General features: G+C 38.1%; 6 protein-coding genes and 1 other annotated feature. All 6 genes read left to right on the top strand.

Annotated elements, in window-relative coordinates:
• Positions 1 to 182 precede the first annotated feature (182 nt).
• The 6 genes from AC1UFB_RS17015 (at position 183) to AC1UFB_RS16990 (ending at position 6189) form a co-directional block, all read left to right on the top strand.
• Entirely contained in the window at positions 183 to 1382 is a 1200-nt protein-coding gene (locus AC1UFB_RS17015) for an MFS transporter (protein WP_100347572.1), read from the top strand.
• Positions 1383 to 1454: 72 nt separating this feature from the next.
• Positions 1455 to 1690 (top strand) — a binding site (T-box leader).
• A gap of 57 nt (positions 1691 to 1747) precedes the next feature.
• Complete coding sequence (locus AC1UFB_RS17010) at positions 1748 to 2980, top strand: MFS transporter (RefSeq protein WP_100347573.1); 1233 nt, start codon at positions 1748 to 1750, stop codon at positions 2978 to 2980.
• A gap of 60 nt (positions 2981 to 3040) precedes the next feature.
• A complete protein-coding gene (locus AC1UFB_RS17005) occupies positions 3041 to 3271 on the top strand; it encodes a hypothetical protein (RefSeq protein ID WP_326046470.1) in 231 nt (76 codons plus the stop codon).
• Positions 3261 to 3962, top strand: a complete 702-nt coding sequence (locus AC1UFB_RS17000; protein WP_226639455.1) for an alpha/beta fold hydrolase — start codon at positions 3261 to 3263, stop codon at positions 3960 to 3962. Before AC1UFB_RS17005 ends, AC1UFB_RS17000 begins: the two co-directional genes overlap by 11 nt.
• A 174-nt stretch (positions 3963 to 4136) precedes the next feature.
• Complete coding sequence (locus AC1UFB_RS16995; protein ID WP_328101444.1) at positions 4137 to 5510, top strand: sensor histidine kinase; 1374 nt, start codon at positions 4137 to 4139, stop codon at positions 5508 to 5510.
• Between the two features lies 1 nt (position 5511).
• Positions 5512 to 6189 carry a response regulator transcription factor gene (locus AC1UFB_RS16990; RefSeq protein WP_482589537.1) on the top strand — a complete coding sequence of 226 codons (678 nt, stop codon included), beginning with the start codon at positions 5512 to 5514 and terminating at the stop codon, positions 6187 to 6189.
• The last annotated feature ends 182 nt before the right edge of the window (positions 6190 to 6371 follow it).

The following is a 6371-nucleotide window of genomic DNA, read 5'->3' as shown; positions in this document are numbered from 1 at the left end:
AAAAATGAGAACATGAAAATTGGGTCCTTGTATGTTTCTTTAGATAGGTTTTATGAAATTGATTCAATTGACAACAGCATGTCTATCAGTATAAGTTATACTACGTGTGGAAAAAAATGAACATGAAGTATACTGCTGTAGCATGCTATTTTTGTGTTCTAATAGGAGGAGAGACAGCTCGAATGTCGGGAGAACAAAGAAAAAAAATCATTATCTTAATGATTAATATGTTTATTGCGGTTGGAAGTTTTGGAATCATTATTCCAATCTTACCTGCTTATTTACAGTCAATTAATCAGGGGGGAACTGCAGCGGGGCTAATGATTGCTATTTTTGCAGGTGCTCAGCTTATTTTTTCACCAATTGCAGGAAAGTGGTCCGATCAATACGGACGACGAAAAATGATTATATATGGACTTGCTGGCTTAACGCTGTCTATGTTTATCTTTTACGCAGTCAATTCCATTTGGTTACTTTATGCATCTCGCGTCATTGGTGGAGTGGGTGCAGCTTTACTTATTCCTGCTATCTTTGCATATGTTGCGGATATTACAACGATGGAGCAGCGTGCAAAAGGAAACAGTCTTGTATCAGCGGCTATGTCTCTAGGAATTGTAATTGGGCCTGGACTTGGTGGCTTTTTAGCTGATTTTGGCTTGAAGATTCCATTTTTAGTCTCAGCACTTGTATCTCTTGTAGCTGTTTTATTTTCAATGATGCTATTAGAAAATAGTGAAACAGAAGAAGCTACAGCAGCACGAGCAGCTATTCAAGATAATGAATCTATGGTTTCGAAACTAGCACGTTCTGTTAAGATGCCTTATTTTATACCGCTGGTTATTACTCTTGTGATGAGCTTTGGGCTAATGGCGTATGAGTCAGTTCTTGGTCTATTTTTAGATAAACAGTATGGGGCTACGCCACAGCAAATTGCTTTAATGGTTACAGCAACAGGGATTGTTAGCGTGATTGTACAGCTGTTTCTAGTAGATCGCATCGTTCGTATATTTGGTGAAATAGCAGTATTAAACATTTTTATCGGCGTGGCAGCACTTGGATTTCTATTGTCACTATTCACAGGGAGCTACAGCTTATTCTTTGTCATTTCGCTGATTATTTTCCTTGCAACATCTATTCTTCGTCCAGTCTTAAATACGCTTATTTCAAAAATGGCCGGAAATGAACAAGGGTTTGCAATGGGAATGAACAACGCTTATATGAGTATCGGAAACGTTTTAGGTCCAACTCTTGCTGGCGTTTTATTTGATGTGCAAATTATGTATCCGTTTGTACTAAGTCTTGTTTTATTACTTGTAACGCTCGGTATTACGATAGTGTGGCAAAAGCGTACACTAAAACATAGCGCACTTGCGAATAAATAAAAAGAAAGAGCGCAGTCTCTTTCTTTCTTTTTATTTACATATTTTAATAGTTTGTGGTAATATATAGAAAAATTAAACGCGGTGAAGAGAAGAGTAAATAAATAAGCTTTGCACAGAGAGCCCGGTAGCTGAAAACGGGTCAAAGTGAATTTGTTGAACCAAGTCTCAGAGAGGCATATCGGAACATTTAAGGGATGATATGACAGGTGCTCCTGTTACAGAGCTAAGGTATGATTGTACCTGATGAGATTGATGTGGTGACATGTCAATAAACTGGGGTGGCAGCGCGATAAAAACTCGCCCCCAAGACAGTATTTTTGTCTTGGGGGCGAGTTTTTTTTATGGATTAAAGGAGGAGAGAATTAATGAAGAAGACAGAATTGCGCGGACGATTATTACTTCTAGCAAGTATTGGCATTTCAGGAATCGGGAGTTGGATTTACTTTATTGCTTTGAACTTAGTTGTGTTACAAATCACTGGTTCAGCCCTAGCCGTTTCAACTCTTTATATTGTTAGAGCAGCAGCTGCGATGTTAACGAACCTATGGGCTGGGAGTCTCATTGATCGTTTAAACAAAAAGCACGTAATGATTGGATTAAACCTGATCCAAGCCGCTGTTATTTTATGGTTGGCTTTTTCAAATTCACTTCTCGTAATCTATGTACTGGTTGGAATTACAACCGCTGTAGGCGCAGCGTATGAACCAACATCTATGGCGTATATAACAAAGTTTTTACCAGAAGAGAAGCGTAAAAGATTCAATTCACTTAGAAGTCTTCTTGATGCAGGAGCATTTTTTACAGGACCAGCCGTTGCGGGTTTATTAGTGATGGTCGGTACACCAGCAACTGCTATTTGCATTAACAGTATCGCATTAGTGCTTTCGGCGCTGCTGCTTTGGTTTGTGCCAAATATAGAGCCAAAGGGGGTTACTACACAAAAGGTTCAAAGGTTATCATTTTACATGATTAAACAGGATTGGCATCTTGTATTTTCTTTTAGCCGGCACGCAGTGGGAGTTATGCTTATTTATTTACTCTTTAGTTTCATGACGGTGTTGATGACCGCAACTGATTCACTCGAAGCTGCTTTTTCAGTAAAGGAACTAGGTTTAACAGAGGGAGAGTATGGACTATTGGTTAGCATAGCTGGTGGAGGTGTACTTATCGGTGCGCTTCTTAATACCATAATAGTTGAAAAAATTCCTACATCTTGGCTCCTTGGTATGGGGAGCATGCTAACAGCTGGAGGGTATATGTTATTTACAAATTCAACTACATTTTTTATAGCTGCCTGCGGATGCGCCTTGATATCGTTTGCAATGGCATTTGCGAACGCGGCATTTTATACGTTTTATCAAACGTATATTCCAGTTGAAATAATGGGGCGAGTTGGAAGCCTATATGGATTAGTAGAAAGTCTATGTATTATTATTGTAACCGCATTGTTTGGCATTTTAGTAGAAGTGATCTCCATACGCTTGGTCGTTATAATAGGAGCTGCTTTAATGATTATTGTAGCTTTGGCAGTATGGACTTGTAGCTTACGGGTACTTGTTCAAAGAAAAAACGTTAGTGTAGAAAAAGTGAGTACATGAATAAGCAACTAAATGAGTCTTCAAACGTTTTATTAATAGTTAAATCGTAGGAGGGCTTATATGTTTAAAAAAATAATAAAAAGAGTAAGTATATCTTTAGATGTAGCGTGTGTAACATGGATAACCTTGCATCAAGTGTTGACTGTTGTGGAAGACAAACGATATCCACCATTAGGAGAGCTTGTAGAAGTAAAGGGAAAGCAGATGCATATCTATCAAAAAGGTAAAGGGAAACAAACAATTGTATTATTAGCTGGCCTTGGAACACCTGCTCCAGCTGTTGATTTTTGAGTTATCACATACGTACAAAGTCGTAGTTGTGGAGCCTTTTGGTTATGGTTGGAGTGATTTTACAGAGAGTGAACGATCGGTTGAAAATATTGTTGAAGAAGTAAGAAATCCATTGAAAAAAGCAGACATACAAGGTCCATATATTCTTATGCCTCATTCGGTGTCAGGCATTTATGCAATGTATTATGCCAATCACTATCCTGATGAAGTGGAAGCCATTGTTGGCATTGATCCAACGTTACCAAAGATGCTGAGGTGTTTTGGTGAAGCTCCCTCAACGATGCCAAGTATTTTTCGATTTGTCGCTCCAACAGGGATTGCTCGTCTAGCAGTTGAGCTTGATGATGAGTCTTATTTACCTATCGCTGAACCAGGGATGTATTCCAGCCGAGAGTTAAAAATGATAAAGGCAAAGACCAGCATAAAAGGATACAACAAAAACATCATTATGGAAATGAATGAGATAGAAAGAAACGTGAATAAAACAGAATCCTTAACGATTCCAAATAAAGTACCAGTCTTAATTTTTGCTAAGAACTTTCAGAAAGAAACAAACGGTAAATCAACACTATCATTTTATGAGCAGGAAATTGCAAAGCAGCATCATAATAAAGTGGTGATGTTGAACGGACATCACTACCTTCATTGGACACGTTCTCGTGAAATAGTTGACGAGCTAAAGCTTTTTTAAAGGGAACGACACCAAATTAAAATTCAGAGCAGTATTTACTTTTTAGACAAATTAATAGGGTACATCAAGTATAGGTGTGAATCTTAATTTCGTATTTAATTCAACTTAAGTCTGCACACTTTCTCCATATCTATCCTTTATAATAGATGTACATTTACAGGGGAAGTGAAAGAAGTGAATAAAGTATCCATTAAATTAGGACTATTGTTTTTAGTTTTTATCTTAATTATTGAAGCAGGTTTATTTTTCTATTTATATACGGGGTTAGCGAACACTCGCATCTCAGAAGAGTTAGAGAGTTTAAGAGTAAGAGGGAATAGCCACCGAGAAGTATTAGAGCAGCACCGTGATTCCATAACGCTTAGTCACGTCGCGTTAATGGAGTCAGAAACCGATACGGATGTTATCATTACCAACATAAACGGGGAAGTTTTGAGTGCTTCAACACCTCTTATTACAGGAGCAAAAGCGGCTGTGAATGAGTGGAGAGATAAGAAGCTCCCTTATGAGGGGAAAATTTTGCAAAGAGATTGGGAAACTTCCCCCTATATTGCAACAGCTTCTCCAATTGAAGTAAATGATAATCAAGTTGGCACAGTGTATATGTTTAAAGATACGAAAGATATCAAAGGAATGATTGATCGTCTCCAGCATCACTTTTACATAGCTGGTATTATTTCAATTGTATTTGCAGTTGTTACAACTTTTGCTTTATCAAAACTAATCACGGCACCTTTAGTACAAATGAAGCAAGCGACAGAAAAGATTAGCCAAGGGCATTTGACGGTAAAACTTGGCGCTCATTCTCGTGATGAGGTTGGACAGTTAGGAACATCCATTCAAGCGCTTGCGAATGAACTGCAGCGCTTGAAAAAAGAGAGAAACGAGTTTTTGAGCAGTATTTCGCACGAATTGCAAACGCCGCTGATGTATGTAAAAGGCTATGCAGACATTGCAAAGCGCCATGAAACAAGTGAAGAAAACCGCACAAAATATTTAGGGGTCATTGAGGAAGAGGCTGAGAGAATTTCAAAGCTTGTAAAAGATTTATTTCAGCTTGCTCGTTTAGATAAAAATACGTTTCTCATTGAAAAGCAAGAAGTTGAGCTTCAGTCCTATTTATCTAAAATTTGTGAAGCATTTCAATTAGCTCTAAGCGAAAAGAATGTTCATATTGAGGTGAACTGTCCAAAGTATGTAAATGTACTAATTGATGAAGAGCGCTTTATGCAAGTCATTATAAACGTTATAGATAATGCCTTAAGATATTCTGAAACAAAAAAGATTTTAATAAGCGTTGAAGAGGATAATTGGCGCGTCAAGCTGTCCATTCAAGACTACGGAGTGGGAATTCCGAGTGAAGATGTACCATATGTGTTTGATAAATTGTATCGCGTAGATAAATCAAGGTCTCGGAAGAATGGAGGCTACGGTTTAGGGTTATCGATTGTAAAAGATATTGTGGAAGCGCACGGTGGAAAAGTGGAGATGACAAGCATAGCAGAAAAAGGAACAACCGTGAGCATTTCGTTGCCAAAGGAGCGTTAATATGCCTACGATTTTATTAGTAGACGATGAAGTGAGAATGCTGGATTTATTAGAGCTGTATCTAGCTCCACATGGTTTTTCATGCATGAAGTGTGAAGATTCTACAGAAGTAGAAAAGTACCTAGAAAAGAACCCAATGATTCAGCTAGTGCTGCTCGACTTGATGATGCCCAAAAAAGACGGATGGACAGTTTGTCAAGAAATCAGAGCCAAGTTTAAAGTCCCTATCATCATGCTGACTGCTAGAGACCAAACTGAGGATGTTGTAAAAGGTTTAAATAGTGGAGCGGATGATTATATTACAAAGCCTTTTAGCGAAGAAGAGCTACTGGCTCGAATACAGGCTGTATTGAGAAGAACAGGTGTAGAAAAGAAAGGTATTTCCTATAAGGAGCTTTACGTAAATGAAGAAAGCAGGGAAGTTATTTATGTTGGTGAAAGCATTTCAATGACAAAAACAGAATTTGAGCTACTCTGCTTATTTTTAAAGCATCCCAATCGCGTTTTTCCTCGCGAAGATTTAGTTATGCTCATTTGGGGCTATGATACGGAAATTGAAGGGCGAACAGTTGATTCCCATATGCGTAACGTCAGAGAAAAGCTCAGAAGCGCTGGTTTCCCAATCGAGCAACATCTTCAAACTGTGTGGGGAGTAGGATATAAATGGGTCGCTTCATAAATAATCACACAATAAATTGTGTTTCTTCATAAAATCTGCACACTTCTTTTTTACACTAAACGTATATCGTTAAACCATTCGTAAAAATCTAGATAGCGAATGAGAAATTTGTAAAAGAGCATTCCTGTTAGAAGGATTTTCGGGGACTTGAACAAAAAAGAGCCCTCTTGGTATGATACGGG

The organism is Priestia sp. KCTC 13724 (assembly GCF_056820425.1).
This window is presented reverse-complemented; position numbering and strand designations above follow the sequence as displayed.